This is a genomic window from Stappia indica (assembly GCF_009789575.1).
GTDB classification, from domain to species: domain Bacteria; phylum Pseudomonadota; class Alphaproteobacteria; order Rhizobiales; family Stappiaceae; genus Stappia; species Stappia indica_A.
In genome coordinates this window covers 2,376,387-2,392,513 of record NZ_CP046908.1, presented here as the reverse complement: position 1 = coordinate 2,392,513, position 16,127 = coordinate 2,376,387, and the positions used below count along the sequence as shown (strand labels likewise).

The 16,127-nt window shown below is 69.0% G+C and carries 14 protein-coding genes; 5 read left to right on the top strand and 9 right to left on the bottom strand.

The window, feature by feature from the left end; all coding sequences use genetic code 11:
- The first annotated feature begins 8 nt into the window (after positions 1–8).
- Positions 9–443 (top strand): metallopeptidase family protein, encoded by a 435-nt coding sequence (locus GH266_RS11190; RefSeq protein ID WP_158193975.1) that lies wholly within the window; start codon positions 9–11, stop codon positions 441–443.
- A 39-nt stretch (positions 444–482) separates the two neighbouring features.
- Here GH266_RS11190 and GH266_RS11185 read toward each other — a convergent pair whose 3' ends face one another.
- Positions 483–1,667: an NAD(P)/FAD-dependent oxidoreductase gene (locus tag GH266_RS11185; protein WP_158193974.1), complete on the bottom strand. Its 1,185-nt coding sequence runs from the start codon at positions 1,665–1,667 to the stop codon at positions 483–485.
- 246 nt (positions 1,668–1,913) lie between these two features.
- Complete coding sequence (locus GH266_RS11180) at positions 1,914–3,875, bottom strand: methyl-accepting chemotaxis protein (RefSeq protein WP_158193973.1); 1,962 nt, start codon at positions 3,873–3,875, stop codon at positions 1,914–1,916.
- Between the two features lie 226 nt (positions 3,876–4,101).
- Between GH266_RS11180 and GH266_RS11175 the strand changes: the two genes are divergently transcribed.
- Positions 4,102–4,998 carry a DMT family transporter gene (locus GH266_RS11175; RefSeq protein WP_209001585.1) on the top strand — a complete coding sequence of 299 codons (897 nt, stop codon included), beginning with the start codon at positions 4,102–4,104 and terminating at the stop codon, positions 4,996–4,998.
- A 15-nt stretch (positions 4,999–5,013) separates the two neighbouring features.
- Here the strand turns inward: GH266_RS11175 and GH266_RS11170 are convergent, their stop codons facing one another.
- Positions 5,014–5,871, bottom strand: coding sequence for a YihY/virulence factor BrkB family protein (locus GH266_RS11170; protein ID WP_158193972.1), 858 nt, complete (start codon positions 5,869–5,871; stop codon positions 5,014–5,016).
- Between the two features lie 204 nt (positions 5,872–6,075).
- Here GH266_RS11170 and GH266_RS11165 point away from each other — a divergent pair, with 204 nt between their 5' ends.
- Complete coding sequence (locus GH266_RS11165; protein ID WP_158193971.1) at positions 6,076–7,764, top strand: acyl-CoA dehydrogenase family protein; 1,689 nt, start codon at positions 6,076–6,078, stop codon at positions 7,762–7,764.
- A gap of 50 nt (positions 7,765–7,814) precedes the next feature.
- On the opposite strand, the gene GH266_RS11160 is transcribed toward GH266_RS11165, so the two are convergent.
- From GH266_RS11160 to GH266_RS11145, 4 genes are all read right to left on the bottom strand, one after another.
- Entirely contained in the window at positions 7,815–9,134 is a 1,320-nt protein-coding gene (locus GH266_RS11160) for a TRAP transporter large permease (RefSeq protein WP_158193970.1), read from the bottom strand.
- Positions 9,131–9,649, bottom strand: a complete 519-nt coding sequence (locus GH266_RS11155; protein WP_158193969.1) for a TRAP transporter small permease — start codon at positions 9,647–9,649, stop codon at positions 9,131–9,133. Before GH266_RS11155 ends, GH266_RS11160 begins: the two co-directional genes overlap by 4 nt.
- 20 nt (positions 9,650–9,669) lie before the next feature.
- Positions 9,670–10,704 carry a TRAP transporter substrate-binding protein gene (locus GH266_RS11150; RefSeq protein ID WP_158193968.1) on the bottom strand — a complete coding sequence of 345 codons (1,035 nt, stop codon included), beginning with the start codon at positions 10,702–10,704 and terminating at the stop codon, positions 9,670–9,672.
- A 135-nt stretch (positions 10,705–10,839) separates the two neighbouring features.
- Positions 10,840–11,451, bottom strand: coding sequence for a TetR/AcrR family transcriptional regulator (locus tag GH266_RS11145; RefSeq protein WP_158193967.1), 612 nt, complete (start codon positions 11,449–11,451; stop codon positions 10,840–10,842).
- A gap of 99 nt (positions 11,452–11,550) precedes the next feature.
- Between GH266_RS11145 and GH266_RS11140 the strand changes: the two genes are divergently transcribed.
- Entirely contained in the window at positions 11,551–12,129 is a 579-nt protein-coding gene (locus GH266_RS11140) for an NAD(P)H-dependent oxidoreductase (RefSeq protein WP_158193966.1), read from the top strand.
- Positions 12,130–12,152: 23 nt separating this feature from the next.
- Here GH266_RS11140 and GH266_RS11135 read toward each other — a convergent pair whose 3' ends face one another.
- Positions 12,153–12,674, bottom strand: coding sequence for a GNAT family N-acetyltransferase (locus tag GH266_RS11135; RefSeq protein ID WP_158196164.1), 522 nt, complete (start codon positions 12,672–12,674; stop codon positions 12,153–12,155).
- 543 nt (positions 12,675–13,217) lie between these two features.
- Between GH266_RS11135 and GH266_RS11130 the strand changes: the two genes are divergently transcribed.
- The gene (locus GH266_RS11130) at positions 13,218–13,640 is read left to right on the top strand and encodes a DUF2794 domain-containing protein (RefSeq protein WP_158193965.1); all 423 of its coding nucleotides are present in this window, start codon (positions 13,218–13,220) and stop codon (positions 13,638–13,640) included.
- Between the two features lie 203 nt (positions 13,641–13,843).
- Here the strand turns inward: GH266_RS11130 and GH266_RS11125 are convergent, their stop codons facing one another.
- A complete protein-coding gene (locus GH266_RS11125; protein ID WP_158193964.1) occupies positions 13,844–15,904 on the bottom strand; it encodes a S8 family peptidase in 2,061 nt (686 codons plus the stop codon).
- Positions 15,905–16,127: the final 223 nt, after the last annotated feature.

Sequence of the window (16,127 nt, the reverse complement as noted above, 5' to 3'; positions counted from 1 at the left end):
GCGGCAAGATGGGATCTCGCGCGGCCGGTAACGAACGCAGCAGCTGGGCGGGCCTGGTGGCGCCGGATCTGGCCGAATTCGAGCGGATCGCGCTTGCTGCCTTCGACGAACTTCCCCCTGAATTCCGCGAGCTGTGCGGCGAGATCGAGATCCGCGTCGCGGATTTCGCCGAGGACGAGGCGCTGGAGTCGGTCGGCGTCGAGGATCCGTTCGAGCTGATGGGCCTGTTCGAGGGAATCGGACTGGCGCAGGGCGGGGCGGAGGCCTTCAGCGGCCGTATGCCGAACCGGGTCTGGCTCTATCGCCGCGCCATCCTCGACTACTGGTGCGCCTATGACGAGCCGCTGGACGGCGTCATCGCACATGTGCTGATCCACGAGATCGGCCACCATTTCGGCCTGTCGGACGACGACATGGAGGCCATCGAGGCGGCGGCCGACTGAGCCGCCGGCCCTCGCTATCGTTTCAGACAAGCACCAGCTTCAGGCGGCGGGAAGCAGCCCGTCCTCGAAGGTCTTGCCGATCGCCCGGCGCGCCATCATGTGCGAGCGCGGGTGGTTGATGCTGTCGACGGCAAGCAGGCGCCCGCCGCCGAGATAGGCGACGTAGAAGGAGCCGGAGGAGGGATCGCCGAAGGTGCGCGCCTCGTCGTGGTCCTGCGACAGGCCGGCGATCTGCAGCTTGACCGCATACTGGTCGGACCAGAACCACGGCACCGGATCGTAATGCACCTCCTGGCCGAGGATCGAGGCGGCGACGGCCTTGGCCTGGTCGATGGCGTTCTGCACGCTTTCCAGGCGGATCGAGCGGCCGTATAGCGCGGAATGGAAGCGGGTGCAGTCGCCGGCTGCATGGATCAGCGGGTCGGAGGTGAGCGCGCTATCGTCGACGAGAATGCCGTCGCCGGTGGCCAGGCCGCAGGCGGCCGCCAGCTCGTCGTTGGGCACCGCGCCGACAGCGACCAGCGCGATGTCGCAAGGAACCTCGCCGCCGCCGGCAAGCTGCACGCCGGTGACGCGGTCGCTCCCCGAAAAGCCGGTGATGCCGGTGTCGAGCATCAGCTGCACGCCCTTGTCCGCATGCAGCTGCTGGAACCAGGCGGAAACAGTGGGCGAGACCACCCGCTTCATCACCCGGTCCTGCGCCTCGATGACTGTGACCTCGTGGCCCATGGTGCGGGCGACGGCGGCGACCTCCAGCCCGATATAGCCGCCGCCGACGATGGCGACGCGGCCGGGTTCGCGCAGCAGGGGGCGCATCGCCTCGACATCGGAAATCTTGCGTAAGGTGACGACGCCGAGCAGGTCGGCGCCGGCGATCGGCAGGGCGTGGGGCCGGGTGCCGGTGGCGATGATCAGCCGCTCATAGGGAAGCTGCTCGCCGCCGGCCAGCAGGACGGCGCGCATGTCGCGGTCGATAGCCTCGACCGCCTTGCCGAAATGGCAGTCGATGGCGTTCTGCTCGTAGAAGCTCGGGGGGCGCAGGTGCAGCGCCTCGTCGTCGATCTCCCCGGCGAGATGCTTCTTCGACAGGGGCGGGCGCTGGTAGGGCGGATGCGGCTCCTCGCCGACAAGGGCGATGCGGCCGCCGAAGCCGCCGGTGCGCAGCGACTGGACGGCCTGGGCGCCGGCCTGGCCCGCTCCGACGATGACGATGCTGTCCTGCATGGGAATTCCTTCGGCAATCTGGCGTGTGGCTGGCGTGCGGCTGGCCTGCTGCGAGGCTTTGCTGCGAGACCGGCGGGGAGCCGGCGGCCGTCGCGCGTGGCTGGCGGGAACGGCAAGGCGGCGTTTCGTCCGCCCGTGCCGTCGTTCGGTCTGCACGCGTTATGTGGCGAGATTGCCGGCGGTGGCAATAGGGGGAGTGGCCGGCGAGGGAGAGGCCAGAGGGGGAGAGGCGGGGTGCGCGCACCGTCAGGCGGCGCGCACGCTCTCCAGGAAGGTACCGATCTCCTTGCGCAGCAGGCGGGCCTGCTCGCCCAGCGTGCCGGACAGGTCTCCGACCATGGCGCCGGTGCCGCGGGCATGGTCGGTGGCGCCGGACACCCGGCCCATCGCCTCGGCCCCGCTGCTGGAGCGCTCCGAGGCGCGGGCGACATTCTCGGTGATCTCGCGCAGGGCGATGCTCTGCTGGCCGACGGCGGCGGCGACCGAGCCGGCGATCTCGTTCATCTGCACGATGATCTGCTCGACGTCGCCGATGGCCATGACCGCGCTGGCGGAGGCCTGCTGGATCGCCTCCACCTGCTGGGCGATGTCCTGGGTGGCCTGGCCGGTCTGGCTGGCCAGTTCCTTGACCTCGGCGGCGACGACCGCGAAGCCGCGGCCGTGCTCGCCGGCGCGGGCCGCCTCAATGGTGGCGTTGAGCGCCAGGAGGTTGGTCTGCTCGGCAATGTCGCGGATGAGGCCCATGACCTGGCCGATCCGGTCGGCGGTGCGCGACAGGGCGCTCATGCTGGAGCCGGTGTCGCGGGCGCTGGCGACGGCCTTTTCCGCAACCTGCGTCGAGCGGTTGGCCTGGTCGGCGATCTCGGCGATGGAGACGTTGAGCTCCTCGGAGGCGGAGGCCGCCGAGGTGACGCTGTCGGCCGCGACCCGCACCGCATTGCCGGCGGTGGCTGCTTCCTCGGCTGCGCGCCCGGCCGCCTGGTCCAGCGCACCGGAGGCGCCCGCAAGCTCCTCGGCGGCGCCGTCGAGGCGCGAGAGCGCGTCGCCGACGGTCGCCTCGAAACCGGCGATCAACTGGTCGAGATGGCGCATGCGGCGGTCGCGGGCGGCGTTTTCCGCCTCCTGGGCGGCGGCAAGCTGCCCCCGGTCCAGCGCGTTGTCGCGGAAGACGGCGACGCTGGCGGCCATCGCATCGAGCTCGGTGCGCCCGCGCGCCTCCGGCAGGTCGATATCGGTCTCGCCGGCAGCCAGCCGGTCCATGGCACGGCGCAGGGCGGCGAGCGGTCCGGAGATCGAGGCGCCGATGACGAGGCCGGCCGCAAGCAGCACGGCGACCGTGAGGCCCATGATCGCCAGCATGGTCATGGCGGCGACGGAACGGCCCTCGGCAAGGGCGCTCGATGCCTCGGCCTGGCCGCTTTCGGCGGCGGCCTGGAGCTGGGCGAGATAGGGCGGCAGCACGTCGAAGAAGGCTTCGAGCTTTTCCACCAGCGCCGTGTGTTCGCCGCCGGCGCCGGTATAGGTGTCGAAGGCCTCGCGATAGGCGGTGAGGAAGCCGGTCAGCTCGGTGCTTGCCGCCTCGTCGAGCTTGGCCCGGGAGAGCGCGCGCTCGACGCGGGCGGCGGCGACCTCGAAGCCGCCGAGATTCACGTCGCTGCGGTCGAGCAGATAGGCCTTCTCGCTGCGCTGCAGGTCGACGCCGGCAAAGGCCAGCCGCTCGGTCTCGGGACCGCGCTTGAAGCGGGCCAGCTTCTGGACGCCGGCGACCAGGGCATCGCCATTGACGGTCAGCGCGCCGCGCGCGCCGTCCTCGCCGCCCGCAAGGCCGAGGCGCTGCTGCACCGAATGCAGGTCGCGGAACGTCGCCTCGATATTGTCGAGCGCAAGGGCGACCTGGTCGATTTCCGAGGCATAGGGCGCGGCGACGGCAAGGCCGCGCACCGCGTCGAGCTGGCTGCGCGCCGAGGCGATCTCGGACGTGAAGGACTGGTAGAGCGCGGCGGAAGGGACGGCGAGATAGGTCTTCTCGGTGACACGCATGGTGCCGGCCGCGGTGGAAAGGTCCGCGACGGTGCCGGCAAGGTCGGAAAAGCCCTCGGCCCGTGCGAAGGCGCTTTCGACGCTTGTCTGGCTCCACCAGAAGACGCCGCCGATGGCGGCAAGGCCTGTCATGGTGACGGCGATCAGAAGAAAAATCCTGATGCGCACGGACAGTCGGCCGACTAAGGTCGCTACCGACGCGAAACCTCGAAAATGCAACACAGGCATACCTCGACTGGTCAGTCCCCACCTTGTGCAAAAGTCCACCAGCAAAGTTAACATTCCACTGACCAGCTGGGCGCTGCGGTGCCGATATTTTGGTCTTCGGCACAAAATGCCGCAGGGTTCGCTATTTCTGCCGCCGCCTTCCGCAACGTTATGAACTGGATCTTCCGTGCGCTCGTTCTTCGACAAGGCCGTTCCCGGCATCTTCGTCCTGCTGTGGTCGACCGGCTTCATCGGCTCCAAGCTCGGCGCGCCGCATATCGAGCCCTTCGTCTTTCTGACGATCCGCTTCGCGCTGGTTCTGCCGGTGATGCTGGCGCTGGCCATGATGCTGCGCGCGACATGGCCGCGCCGGGGGAGGGAATGGGCGCATTGCTTCGTCGCCGGAATGCTGATCCATGGCGTCTATCTGGGCGGCATCTTCTATGCCATCGACAACGGCATGCCGGCGGGTGTGACGGCGCTGTTCCTGGGATTGCAGCCGCTGCTGACGGCGCTGATGGCCGGTCCGGTGCTGGGCGAGAGCGTGGCGCCGCGCCACTGGCTGGGGCTGGCCGTCGGCGCGCTGGGCCTGCTGCTGGTGGTGGTTCCGCGCCTTGCAGGGGCGGACACGGCGGGTTTTTCGACGGTCAACGTGCTGGCCTGCCTTGCGGCCGCGGCCGGCATCGCGGTCGGCACGATCTACCAGAAGCGCTTCGTCGTCGGCATCGACCTGATCCCGGGGACATTGCTGCAGTATTTCGGCGCGCTGGCGCTGGTCATGCCGCTGTCGATGCTGGAGGACTGGCAGATCGCCTGGACCGGCGAGTTGCTCATTGCCATGACCTGGCTGGTCCTGGTGCTGTCGATCGGGGCGGTGCTGCTGCTGATGGTCCTGATCAAGCGGGGCAGCGCCTCGCGGGTGTCGAGCCTGTTCTACCTGGCGCCGGTGGCGACCGCGGTGGAGGGCTACCTGCTGTTCGGCGAGACGCTGTCCCTGGTGCAGGTGGCGGGCGCGGCGCTGGTGATCGGCGCGTTGCTGATCATCCGCGAGCGGCGGATCGGCACCCGGCGCACGCCCGCCTGAGGCAGGGCCTTTCCGTCACACGCTGGCGAGCTTGCGGGCGCGGCGGCGCAGGATCGCCGCGTTGAGCTCGCCGCCGAAGATGAAGCAGATCGAGATCAGGTAGAGGAAGATCAGCGCGGTCATGGCGCCGGCAAGGCCGGCATAGGTCGACACGTAGTCGGCAAAGCCGGCCAGCCAGGCGCCGAAGGCCATGCCCGAGGCCAGCCACAGAAGAAGCGTGGCGGCAACGCCGGGAAGCGTGTCGAGCAGCCGGCGGCGGCCGTCCGGCAGCACCGCATGGGCGACGAACAGGCCGCCGAGGGTCAGCAGCGAGGCGATGACGTAGCGCGAGATGTTGAGCCGGGCGGTGAAAGGCTCCAGCAGCGGCGCATGGGCGACGACGGCGCGCCAGACCAGCGGCGCGAAGACGATCAGCAGGGCGAAGCTGATCAGCACGAAGGTGCCGAACAGCACCAGGAGCAGCGACTGGGCGCGCAGGTAGAAATAGTTGCGGGTCTCGCCGACGCCATAGGCGCGGTTGAGGGCAACGCGCAGGGCCTCCACGCCGTTGGAGGCGAACCACAGCGCGGCGATGATGCCGAAGGTGAGGATGTCGCCGCGCGGCTGGGTCAGCACCACGTGGATCTCGCGGGAGATCGGCCGGGCGACCTGTTCCGGCCAGACATCGAACAGCAGCGTGGCGATGCGGTCGGCCATGTCCGACATGCCGAGAAAGCCGGTGAGCGCGGCCACGAAGATCAGGAACGGAAACAGCGCCAGCAGCGAGGACAGCGCGACATGGCTCGCCAGCGCGAAGCCGTCGTCGTTCGTCATGTGCATGACGGCGTCGTAGATGGTGGCGAGCGCGGACCGCAGCAGGCGAAACGGGTTCATCCGCCGCTTTTGCGGGAGGCGCCGCCCGGGGTCAAGCCGTGGCCGGCATTTCATGCTGCGTCGCGAAACGCATGAAATATTATTGCTTTTCACCTCCTTCAAAAGAAGCATTGCTTCGCCAAGCCGCCGCGATATTGTTTGCGCTGCAGCATCGCCCGCCGGGAGGGGCGGGGTGCGGCGGGAAACGGCAATGGAGAGGAAGGCATGTCCCTGGCGAGCGAATTCGGTCACGAGGCACGGGAAACGCGGCTGACGGCGCTGGCGGGCGAGGCGGTGGAAACGCTCGGTGCGCTGCTCGATGCGGCAGCAGTGCGCGTGCGCGCCCGCGTGGTGTCGGCCGATGGGCGGCTGTCGGCGGAAAAGCTCGAGGCCGAGCAGCGTGCGACCCATGGGCTCGCCTGGCTGGCGACCTATGTGGAGGCGCTGCGCCAGCTCGCCGCCTATGCCGGGCGGCTGGAGGAGGAGAGCCGCTTCGGCGAGACGGAAGAGCTTCTGGTGCGCCTCGCCTTCGCCGAATATCTGGCGCAGGTCTTCGGCGGCATCCCGATGAACCAGGGCGAGGTCGTGCGCCTTGCCGATCTCGGGCTCGGGCCGGAGGCGGCAGCCTCCTTCCGCAGCGCGGCGGTGGAGGAGCTGATCGCCACCGGCAACACGCCGGCGGTGCGGGCGCGGCTGGCCGAGCTGATCCGCCAGCAGGAGGGCAACTCGATCTTCGGCACCTCGGGGCTCGATGAGACCTACGAGCAGGTGCGCGAGGAAATGCGCCGCTTCGCCGCCGCCAGGGTGGTGCCGCATGCGCATGAGTGGCACCTGAAGAACGCCTATATCCCGCTGGAGGTGATCGACGAGATGGCCGAGCTCGGCGTCTTTGGCCTGACGATCCCGGAGGAATATGGCGGCCTCGGCCTGGGCAAGGAGAGCATGTGCGTCGTCTCGGAGGAGCTGAGCCGGGCCTATATCGGCGTCGGCTCGCTCGGCACCCGCTCGGAGATCGCCGCCGAGCTGATCCTGTGCGGGGGCACCGAGGTGCAGAAGCAGACATGGCTGCCGCGGATCGCCTCCGGCGAGGTGCTGCCGACGGCGGTGTTCACCGAGCCGAACACCGGCTCCGACCTTGCCTCGCTGAAGACCCGCGCCGTGCGCGAGGGCGATGTGTGGAAGATCTACGGCAACAAGACCTGGATCACCCATCCGGTGCGCGCCGACATCATGACGCTGCTCGCCCGCACCGATCCGTCGGAGCCGGGCTACAAGGGCCTGTCGATGTTCCTCGCGCAAAAGCCGCGCGGCACGGATGCCGATCCGTTCCCGGCGCCGGGCATGTCCGGCGGCGAGATCGAGGTGCTCGGCTATCGCGGCATGAAGGAATACGAGATCGCCTTCGACGGGTTCGAGGTGGCGCATGAGAACCTGCTCGGCGGCGTGCCGGGGCAGGGCTTCAAGCAGCTGATGCAGACCTTCGAGGGCGCGCGCATCCAGACCGCGGCGCGGGCGCTCGGCGTCGCCCAGGCCGCGCTCGACCTGGGGCTGCGCTATGCGCAGGAGCGGGTGCAGTTCGGCAAGCCGCTGATCGCCTTTCCGCGCGTCTCCGACAAGCTGGCGATGATGGCGGCGGAGCTGATGGCGGCGCGGCAGCTGACGTATTTTTCGGCGCTGGAAAAGGACTCCGGCCGGCGCTGCGATCTCGAAGCGGGCATGGCCAAGCTGCTCGGCGCGCGCGTTGCCTGGGCGGCGGCGGACAATGCGCTGCAGATCCACGGCGGCAACGGCTTCGCGCTGGAATATGCGATCAGCCGGGTGCTGTGCGACGCGCGCATCCTCAACATCTTCGAGGGCGCGGCGGAAATCCAGGCGCAGGTGATCGCCCGAAGGGTGCTGGAGGATCGCGGTTGAGGGGGGGGGCTCAGGCGGCAGGGTGAGGCGTGAGCCTCACCTTTGACACCTCACCCCATGGCGACGACCAGCCAGAGCGAGATCCACGGCACGCCGACGAGCAGGGCGAGGCGGAAGATGTCGGCGATCCAGAAAGGCGTGACGCCCCGGAAGATCGTCGTCAGGCTGACGTCGTCCAGCACGCTGCGCAGCACGAAGACGTTGAGGCCGACGGGCGGGGTGATCAGGCTGATCTCGGTGACCACGACGACGACGATGGCGAACCAGATCAGCACCAGCTCGGGATCGGCGAGCAGGCCCGAGCCGAAATCCAGCCCCGTCACCAGCGGATAGAAGACCGGCACGGTGAGCAGGATCATCGACAGGCTTTCCAGCACGCAGCCGAGCAGGATGTAGACGGCGACGATCGCCAGGATCACCAGCCAGGGGCTGACGTCGAGATCCGAAACGAAGTCGGACAGCGCGTCGGGAAGGCCGGCGAAGTTCACGAAATTGGTGAAGATGTCGGCGCCGATGATCAGGGCGAAGATCATCGCGGTGGCGCGGGTGCTTTCGCCGATGGCCTCGCCAAGGGCCCGCCAGCCGAGCCGGCCGAACAGGGCCGAGAGCGGCAGGGCGGCGCCGGCGCCGATGCCGGCGGCCTCGGTCGGGGTGAAGAAGCCGCCATAGATGCCGACCATGATGATGGCGAACAGCACGATCAGGGCGAAGACGCCGAGCGCGTCGCGCCGGGTCAGCGGTTCGGCTTCGGTGGCCGGCGGGGCGAGTTCGGGGTTGCGCCAGACGGCGACCTGCACGGCGGCGAGATAGAACAGCAGGCCGATGATGCCCGGCACCACGCCGGCGATGAACAGCTTGCCGATGTCGGACTCGGTCAGCAGCCCGTAGATGATCAGGATCACCGAGGGCGGAATGAGGATGCCGAGCGTGCCGCCGGCGGCGATGGAGCCGGCGGCCAGGCTGTCGGCATAGCCGAAGCGGCGCATCGAGGGCATGGCCACCCGCGACATGGTGGCGGCGGTGGCGAGCGAGGAGCCGCAGACGGCGGAAAAGCCGCCGCAGGCGATGACCGAGGCCATGGCGAGGCCCCCGCGCATGCGCGCCGTCGCGTGGTTGGCGACCGCATAGAGCCCGTTGGCGACGCCGGAGCGGGCGAGCACGTTGCCCATGAAGATGAACAGCGGCACCACGGAGAGCGAATAGGCGAGGCCGGCGTCGAAGACCAGCGTGCCGGTCATGGCAAGGCTGGCGTCGAGCCCGCGCATCCAGGCGAAGCCGGCGATGCCGACCAGCGCCATGGCGAAGGCCACCGGCATCTTCAGGAAGATGAGGGCAAGCAGGACGGCGAAGCCGATGAGCGATTCCGTCATGAGGGATCCCGTGGGGAGGCGTCCGGGCGAAGCGCCCGCAAGACGGCGGCAAGGCAGGCGAGCGCGCAGGCGGCCGCGGCAAGGAAGGCGACCGGCGCCAGCGGCAGGGACAGCGAATCGCTGACCGCGCCGTCCTCGGCGAGCCGCTCCCCATGCAGGAACAGCCGCCAGGAAAACACGGCGAGCACCAGGGCCACCAGCAGGCCGGTGACCGGCCGCACGGCCCGGGTGATGCGCCCGCCCGCGACCATGTCCATGAGGTCGACCTCGACATGTTCGCCGCGGCCAGTGGTCACCGGCAGGGCGAGGAAGACGAGCGAGGCGAGGAAGATCTCGGTCAGCTCGTAGGCGCCGGCCAAGGGTGCGTTGAACCAGTAGCGGGCGACCACGTCGATGCAGGTGACGAGGGTGAGGGCGAGGAGCAGCGCGCCGGAGGCCGCCGAGAGCAGCGTCTCCAGAGCATGACCAAAGGGCCGGCGCGGCGGCCGGCCCTTGCTGTTGGCGGTTTGCGTCATGGCCCTTGCGTCCTGGCGGCTCAGAAGGAGACGCCGGTCTCGGCGCGCAGTTCGGCCAAGGCGGCGGCGCCGTCGAAGCCCTGCGCCTTGACCGCCTCGGCCCAGGCGGCTTCGTGCTTTGCCGCTTTCTCGCGAATGGCGGCAAGGACGGCGTCGTTGGCCTCGTGCACCTCGATCTTGGTCTCGGCGACGAGCGCGATGCCGCCGGCATCGGCCGCATCCCACACCGCGCCGGCCTTTTCGGCGAAGGCGGCGCCCGAGAGCTTCTCGATCGCGGCCTTGTCGGCGTCGGAGATCTCGTCCCACTTGGCCTGGTTCATGACCAGGAACCAGGAGGTGTTGTAGATGCCGCCGGGAACCTTGAGCGTATAGGAAAGGTGGTCGGCGAGGCGGAAGGCCTTCAGCGCCTCCATCGGGAAGGTGACGCCGTCGATGACGCCGCGCGACAGCTTCTCGTAGACCTCGCCCGGACCCATGAACTGGGTGACGACGCCGAGATCCTGCATCAGGTCGGCGATGTAGCCGCCCGGCGTGCGCAGCTTGAGGCCGGCGAAGTCCTCCGGCTTCTCGATCTTGCGCTGGTTGTTGTGGACCATGCCGGGGCCGTGGGCGAAGACGGAGAGCAGCTTGACGCCCTCATGCTCGGCTGCGGCGTCCAGCGTGCCCGCATAGACCTTCCAGTAGGCCTTGGAGACGGTGACCGCGTCATTGCCGAGGAGCGAGAACTGGCCGATGCGCGAGCGCAGGAACCGGTCGTCCTGGGTGAAGGAATGCAGGCCGTAGGTGATGTCGGCAACGCCGTCGCGGGCCATGTCGTAATGGGCCGGCGGGGCGCCCAGGGGCTTGGCCAGCACGCGCACCTTGACGCGGCCTTCCGTCGCCTTCTCGACCTCGTCGGCCCAGGGCTTCATGGCGTTCTCGACCAGTGGATGCTTGGGCGGCAGCCAGGACGACATGACCAGGGTGGTGTCGGCGCGGGCACCGGCAAGGCCGGCAACGAGCCCGCAAGCGAGCGCGGCAAGGCCGAACCCGGCGGATTTCACCGTGAAGCGCATTGTTTCCTCCCATGTTCCGGCCGAGGGACCCTGCCGCTGCCGGATATTAGTTTCAATTGCAACTTTTCAGGAAACGGCCGCGACGTCAAGACGGTTGCCGAGGCGGCCGGGTTTCCCGGAAAGCTGCGGGCGGGGTCAGCCTGACGCGCCGGCGGCAAGCCAGGTGGCGAGCAGCCCGTCGAACCGGGCGGTCTGTTCGGCCTCGCCCGGCAGGGCGCCGAGACTGTGGCCGACGATCATGTGGTAGAAGAAGGCGAGCACGCCCTCGGCCAGAAGGTCCGGATCGGCGCCGGGGGCAAGGCGGCCCTCGCGCGACAGCCGCGCGAACGCATCCCGCGTGCAGTCCTCCATCGCCTGGCAGACATCGAGAAACAGCCGCGTCCAGGGACCGTCGCGCAGGGTCGTCTGGACGAGATAGAGGCGCGCGAAATCCGGATCGGAGCGGTAGAGCGCCAGCCAGGGATGGAAGATGCCGGCAATGTAGTCGCGGGTCTCGCCGAGGGGCGCGCGGGCCACATGGGCGCGCATAGCTGCCTCCAGCTCCTCCAGGTCGCTCGTGCGCGCGGCGATCAGCAGGCTGGTCTTGTCGGCGAAATGGGCGAAGACGGTGGCCTTGGCAACGCCGGCGGCCTCCGCCACCGCATCGACGCTGGTCGCCTCGAAGCCCTGGCCTGAGAACAGGCGGGTCGCCTCGGCCAGGATCTTCTCGCGGGTTTCGCGGGTGCGTTTCTGGGGGCGTCCGACCATGGCGTCCTTCTTGTGGATTCAATTATTGACCGCGGTCATTAAATGCGGCATCAATTTGTGACCGCGGTCAATTCTAGCTCCGAAACAGGAAGACCGACAATGGCGAAACGTATTCTCGTGCTGGACGGGCATCCCGGCCCCGACAGCCTGTGCGGCGCGCTGGCCGCCTCCTATGTGCAGGGCGCGACCCGTGCCGGGCACGAGGTGAAGCTGCTGCGCCTGTCGCAGATGCAGTTCGATCCGGACATGGGGTCGGGCTACAAGCCGGAAAAGGTGCTGGAGCCGTGCCTTTCCGACGTGCAGGCGGCGATCACCTGGTGCGAGCATCTGGTGATCGTGCATCCGCTGTGGTGGGGGTCGATGCCGGCCAAGCTGAAGGGGCTGATCGACCGGGCGCTGCTGCCGGGCTTCGCCTTCCGCTACGAGCCGGGCCAGATGGTGCCGGCCAAGCTGCTGAAGGGGCGCTCGGCCGAGGTGCTGGTCACCTCCGACACGCCGCCCTGGTATCTGCGCTTCCTGCTGTGGACGCCCGGTTTCCGGGTGATGCGCAAGCAGATCCTGGAGTTCTGCGGTTTCTCGCCGGTGCGCTTTCGCACCTTCGCGCCGGTGCAGGGCTCGGACGAGAAAAAGCGCAAGGGCTGGATCGAGGCGGCGGGACGGTACGGCGCGGCTGCCTGAGCATTTCGCAAGGGGCGGGCGCTTCAGAAGCGCTCCTCGGCGAACCAGCCGAAGACCGTGAGGTCGAGCGTCGTCTGGGCGACGCGTTCGCGGCTGGTCATCAGGACCTGGCCGCCGCGGCGCTGGTAGAAGCGGACCGCCTCGTCATTGTCCTTGAGCACGCGGATGGCAAGGCCGTCGAGGCGGGCGCGGGCCAGGGCCGCGCGGGTGGCGGTGAAGAGCTCGCTGCCGAAGCCGAGACCCTGGTGGTCGGGCCGGACATAGAGCTCGTAGATCTCGCCCTCGAAGGGCAGCTCGCGCATGCGGCTGCGGCCCCAGGTGGCATAGCCGGCAGGAATGCCGGCGACTTCGAGGATCTGGATCTGGACGCCGCGCGACAGGGCGGTGCGCCACCATTTCGGCCCCCGGCGGGAGATCATCCGCTCCAGCTCCAGGCCGTCGATGATACCCCGATAGGTCGATCGCCAGGCATCCTCGTGGATGGTGGCGAGCGCTTCGGCATCGTCGTGGAGCGCAGGGCGCAGGGCTGTCAGGCCGATACTCATGAGCACATGATAGCGCCCTTCGCCGGCCGACAAAAGCCGTTGCGCATGCCCTGATCAACGGCGGTCGCCGACAAGGTGGAAAAAGCGGAGAAACGGGGAACAAGTGCTGCAGAAACGGAAAAGGGCCGGCATTGGAGCCGGCCCTTCCGGTTGCAGTCTCGGCCCTTGCGGGTCGGGGAACGCCTGAGACAAAACCCCGGGGGGCTGGGGGGCTGTTGCGTACCGAAGCCTTGTCGTCAGTCCCTCATGCAACGATGCCAATTTCGCCGGCCAAGATGGCACCGTCTTGGCTGCAATGGGGCAAAACTATGAAATCGACACGAGGCGCAAAAACCCCCGGAAGCGGGCTGAATTTGTTTGAAATTGCCATTTTTGCCCAAGGGTTTGCCGCGTCGATACACGGCACGGATATCGGGCGGTGCCAGGGGGGCAGGGGGCGCCGGCCGCGGCCGGACTGGCCGGGACTTGCCAAAGGCGGAAAGGGGAGCCCATCATGACGGCTGGATGACGGGCTGATCATTGGGCGGCGAGGCAGAAGGCGCGATGAGCGAATTCGATGAAGAGGCATCCAGGCCGGGTGCGGAACCGGCGGCAATCTCCGGCTTCGCGCCTGCCCGCAGTCCGGCGGCTCCATCGGCCGCTCCACCGGCCGCCCCTTCGGTCCCGGTTCTGGTGTCCTTCCACCGACGCGAACTCGACCTGATCCTGCGGGTCTACGGCCACCGGGTGGCCTCCGGCGAATGGCGCGACTACGCCATCGATCATCTGAAGGACCGGGCGGTGTTCTCGGTCTTCCGCCGCAGCTCCGAAATGCCGCTGTTTCGTATCGAGAAGGTGCCGCGCAATGCCAAGCGGCAGGGCGCCTATGCCGTCGTCGGCACGGGCGGGGTGATCCTCAAGCGCGGCGGCGACCTCGCTCAGGTTCTCAAGGTCTTCGAGAAGAAGCGTCACCTCAGCCTGGTGTGACCCGGCAAGGAAAAGGCGGCGACCAAGCGGGCCGGCCCCAACCGACGGAAAAAGCGGAGGCCAGGCGGGCCGACCCCAACCGACGAGGAAAAGGCGGAGGCCAGGCTGGCCGGCCCCAACCGACGAGGAAAAGGCGGAGGCCAGGCTGGCCGGCCTCCGCAAGGGGGTGCCGCAGGGATTGCGAGCACGGAACCGTCGAAACGTCAGAACTTGTAGGACATGCGCGCGGCGAGGGCATGCGAGCGGGCGCGTGCCCGGTACTCGCCCGCATAGGTGAGCGTGCCGGACAGGCCGTTGGTCGCGGAGTTGACCTCGACGCCGGCCGACAGGCGGGCGATGTCGCGGCCGACGCCGTTGCCGGTGGCGGTGACCGGGGCGCCCAGCATGGTGGCGCTGCGGCGGTCGCCGAGCGAGCCGATGGCCCGGGCATAGGCGACGTCCATCACCGGGGCAACCGTTGCGACAGTCCCGAGCGCCATGGCCGGGGCTGCGACCCGCACGCCCGCGCCGGCATCGAACTGGCTGGCATTGGCGGACGGGGCGGCAAGCGAGAAGACGCCGGCGCCGGTCTCGGTCGAGCTGCCCAGCCACTGGTGCACGAGGCGGGTCTGCAGATAGGGCTGCACGGTCGCGCCCATCGTCTCGAAGGTCATGCCGATGCGGGCATTCGACCAGGCGCCGATATCGACGGCATTGCTGGAGCCGGAGAAGGCGACGGCGCCGCCCGCGCCGGCGATGGCATTGCGGGTGCGGCTCGTCTCGAAGCGGGTCAGGCCGCCGGCCGCGTCGGCGAAGAAGCCGCCGGCCGAATAGCTGCCATAGGCGACCGCGTGCAGGCCGGTCGCCCGTGCCGTGTTGCCGCCGCCCTGGCTGTTGCCCGAGGTGAAGCCGATGCCGACACCGCCGCCGATGCCGTCGGCGAGCGTGACGTCGATACCGGTGAGCATGCCGCCGGTGCGGCTGATGCTGCCGGGCGCGGCGGCGCTGGCCGAGGTGCTGGAGAAGCTGCCGAGCATCGAGCCCCACAGCCGGTAGCGGGCGGCTTCGCCGGGGGCGGCGCCATGGCTCGACAGGCTGACCGTGCCGGGCATGGCGTTGCCCGATCCGTGCGCGGCGGCAAGGTTCGAGATGGTGCCGGCGATCTGCGACAGGGTCGAGGCCTGGGCGGTCTGCGACTGGCTGAACACGGAAGCCGTGCTGCCCTCGCGAGTGGCCGTCAGGTTGGCAAGGTCGAGCAGGCCCCAGCCGTATTCGCTGTCGATGCCGGCTGCGCCGACGTCGCGGGCGGTCGCCAGCACCAGCTGCGCCAGATCGGTGGCGGCGGCGTCGGGGAACATCTCGCGGGCGATGGCGAGCGCGGCCGTCACATGGGGGGCGGCCATCGAGGTGCCCGACATGTTGACATAGCCGCCGGTGTTGGAGGTCGAGTAGATGCCGTCGGCATCCTCGTCGTCGCCGCCGCCCGGTGCCGACAGGCACCAGGTCATGGCAAGGCCGCAGCGGTTGGAATAGTTGGCGAGCGTGCCGTCGCGGCCGACGGCGGCGACCGACAGCCAGTTGGCCCGCAGCTCGGGGAAGAGGTGCGGCAGGCCGGGCTCCAGCGCAACGCTCGGGAGGCCGTCATTGCCGTTGGCCCACACGAGCACCGCGCCCTGGTCGACGACACGGCGGAAGGTCGCCATCATTTCCGGGCGTTCGTTCAGGAAGAAGGTGCGGACCGTCTCGAGATCGGTGCCGCCCTCCGGCATCATCGGGTCGGAGCCCCAGGAGTTGTTGAAGAACTGGATGCCGTGGTCGAGGCCATAGGAAATGGCCGAGGCGGCGATGCTGTCGAGGCGGAGTTCGTCGATGTCGCCGGTGGGGCCGGACAGCTGCAACGAGGTGACCTGCGCACCCGGCGCGACGCCGACCATGCCGACGCCGTTGGCGAGCGCGGCGATGGTGCCGGCGACATGGGTGCCGTGGCCGACGACGTCGCCGTCGGACGGGCCGAGGGTGTGGCCGCTGAAGGACTGCGGCGTGACGTTCGGCTCAAGATCGGGATGGCCGGCGATGATGCCGCTGTCGACGACGCCGACGGTGACGCCGCGGCCGGTCCAGCCGCGTTCGTGGGCGATGCGGGCGCCGATCATGCCGAGGCCCCACTGGGCCGAGTATTCGTCCGCCATGGCCGCCGTCTGGGGGGCGGCAAAGGCGAGGGGCAGGATCGACAGGCAGGTGGAGGCCCGGACAGCGCGGGCAAGTCTTCTGGCAACGCGGGACATGGGATCCGTTCGACCGTGAGGAAGGGAGTACAGAACGGGGCGAGATAATCGCGAGGAGGCCGGTTTCGTCAATCGGCGACGCCCTTGAAAAACAGGGGTTTGAGGCCCGTCGCTGCAAAAATGGACGCAGTGGCGCCGCGCGCGGACGCTTTGCAAACCGGGGGCGGCCGGGCGGATATGCGCGGGGGGCACAAACGAAAAGGGCGCGGCTTGCGCCGCGCCC